The following is a 2,289-nucleotide window of genomic DNA, read 5'->3' as shown; positions in this document are numbered from 1 at the left end:
GGCTGGTTCCGATCGGACGGCCCGCTGTGCAAGCACTAGACGCCTACACGGTCCGCGGGCGATCCGAATTGGCCCGTCGCGGGCGCGGTACGCCGGCCATCTTCCTCAATGTGCGCGGTGGCCGGCTGTCGCGTCAGAGCGCGTGGCAAGTCCTGCAGGACGCCGCGGAGCGGGCCGGCATCACCGCAGGCGTCTCGCCGCACACGTTGCGGCACTCGTTTGCGACCCACCTGTTGGAGGGTGGGGCCGACGTCCGCGTAGTGCAGGAATTGCTGGGACACGCATCGGTGACCACGACTCAGATCTACACCATGGTCACCGTGCATGCGCTGCGTGAAGTCTGGGCCGAGGCCCACCCGCGGGCGCGTTAGCCGCCCAAGTACTCCGACCGTCCCCAAATTCGCTGGTTACGTTGTTGCGGGTCTCACAGCGCGGGCGCGTATACCCGTTAGACTCTCCTGCGATGTCTGTCATTTCCCGACCGCCGCGCATGCCGAGGCGATCGATGCTGCCGAGCCGCAGCCGGGCATGACTGACGACGCCGACAGCGGCTCCGAACTCGGCCTGACCGGGCGCCCGCCGCGGGCGATCCCCGAACCTAAGCCGCGCACGTCGCACGGCCCGGCCAAGGTGATCGCGATGTGCAATCAGAAGGGTGGCGTCGGCAAAACCACGTCGACGATCAATCTGGGCGCCGCACTCGCCGAATACGGTCGCCGCGTGCTGCTGGTCGACCTGGATCCGCAGGGAGCGCTGTCCGCCGGCCTGGGTGTGCCGCACTACGAGCTGCAGCACACCATCCACAACTTGCTGATTGAGCCGCGAGTATCGATCGACGACGTGCTGATGAACACTCGCGTCAAGCACATGGACTTGGTGCCGAGCAATATCGATCTGTCGGCCGCCGAGATCCAGCTGGTCAACGAAGTCGGCCGCGAGCAGACGTTGGCCCGTGCCTTGCACCCGGTGCTGGACCGCTACGACTATGTGCTGATCGACTGCCAGCCGTCGCTGGGTCTGCTCACGGTCAACGGCTTGGCCTGCTCCGACGGGGTCATCATTCCGACCGAGTGCGAGTATTTCTCGCTGCGTGGTCTGGCGCTGCTCACCGACACGGTTGAAAAGGTGCGCGACCGGCTCAACCCGAAGCTGGACGTCAGCGGCATCTTGATCACTCGCTACGACCCGCGAACCGTGAACTCCCGCGAAGTGATGGCCCGTGTCCTGGAGCGCTTCGGCGACATGGTGTTCGACACGGTCGTCACCCGCACTGTCCGCTTCCCGGAGACCAGCGTCGCCGGCGAACCGATCACATCGTGGGCACCAAGATCGGGCGGCGCGGCCGCCTACCGGTCGTTGGCCTGCGAGGTGATCGACCGGTTCGGCGCGTGAACGGCGGGACGACCTGCGAGGCATCACCCCAGCACGGCTTCCAGGTCAAGCTGACCAATTTCGAGGGGCCGTTTGACCTTCTGCTGCAGCTGATTTTCGCTCACCGGCTCGATGTCACCGAAGTGGCGCTGCACCAAGTCACCGATGACTTCATCGCATACACCCGTGCGATCGGTTCCGAGCTGGGACTCGACGAGACCACCACCTTCCTCGTCGTGGCAGCGACCCTGCTCGACCTCAAGGCTGCGCGGCTGCTGCCATCCGGTCAGGTCGACGACGCCGAGGATCTGGCGCTGCTGGAAGTCCGCGACCTACTTTTCGCCCGGTTGCTGCAGTACCGGGCGTTCAAGCACGTCGCGCAGATGTTCGCCGAGCTGGAGGCCGCCGCGCTGCGCAGCTATCCCCGGGCGGTGTCCCTGGAGGACCGGTACGAAGACCTGCTGCCCGAGGTGATGTTGGGCGTCGACGCCAAGCGGTTCGCCGAGATCGCGGCGACTGCGTTCACGCCACGGCAAGTGCCGACGGTGGCCACCGAACACCTGCACGACCTGATGGTCTCGGTGCCCGAGCAGGCCAAACAACTGATGTCGCTGCTGGAAAAGCGTGGGATCGGGCAGTGGGCATCGTTCGCCGATCTGGTCGCCGAGTGTCAGCCCATCGAGATCGTCGGCCGCTTCCTGGCACTGCTCGAGCTGTATCGATCGCGGGCGGTAGCATTTGACCAAGTAGAACCGCTTGGTGTGCTCCAGGTTTCGTGGACCGGAGAACGGCCGACCAACGAAGAATTGCGGGAAGCGGATTCGCCGCCCGATCAAGAAGTGCGAGACCTGTGATGACCGATCAGAGCGTGGGCGTCGACGTCGATCCCGACGCGGAGCTCGATCTCGGCTCAGATAC

The 2,289-nt window shown here is 65.3% G+C and carries 3 protein-coding genes; all 3 read left to right on the top strand.

Annotated features, from left to right (window positions below):
- A partial coding sequence (locus tag WAN71_RS02575; RefSeq protein WP_422223828.1) for a tyrosine-type recombinase/integrase occupies positions 1-371 on the top strand: 371 nt, incomplete at its 5' end.
- Between the two features lie 157 nt (positions 372-528).
- A complete protein-coding gene (locus tag WAN71_RS02570; protein WP_422223827.1) occupies positions 529-1,392 on the top strand; it encodes a ParA family protein in 864 nt (287 codons plus the stop codon).
- A complete protein-coding gene (locus WAN71_RS02565) occupies positions 1,389-2,225 on the top strand; it encodes a segregation/condensation protein A (RefSeq protein WP_422223826.1) in 837 nt (278 codons plus the stop codon). The genes WAN71_RS02570 and WAN71_RS02565 overlap by 4 nt, the downstream gene beginning before the upstream one ends.
- The last annotated feature ends 64 nt before the right edge of the window (positions 2,226-2,289 follow it).

Origin of the sequence: Mycobacterium sp. (assembly GCF_049280035.1) — a bacterium.
GTDB lineage: Bacteria > Actinomycetota > Actinomycetes > Mycobacteriales > Mycobacteriaceae > Mycobacterium.
Note: the sequence above shows the minus strand (reverse complement) of the source record. Positions and strands in the feature narration are given on the sequence as shown.

Excerpts from the sequence above, each read along its gene's own strand:
- WAN71_RS02570 (WP_422223827.1), top strand. The coding sequence starts at position 529 with ATGACTGACGACGCCGACAGCGGCTCCGAACTCGGCCTGACCGGGCGC.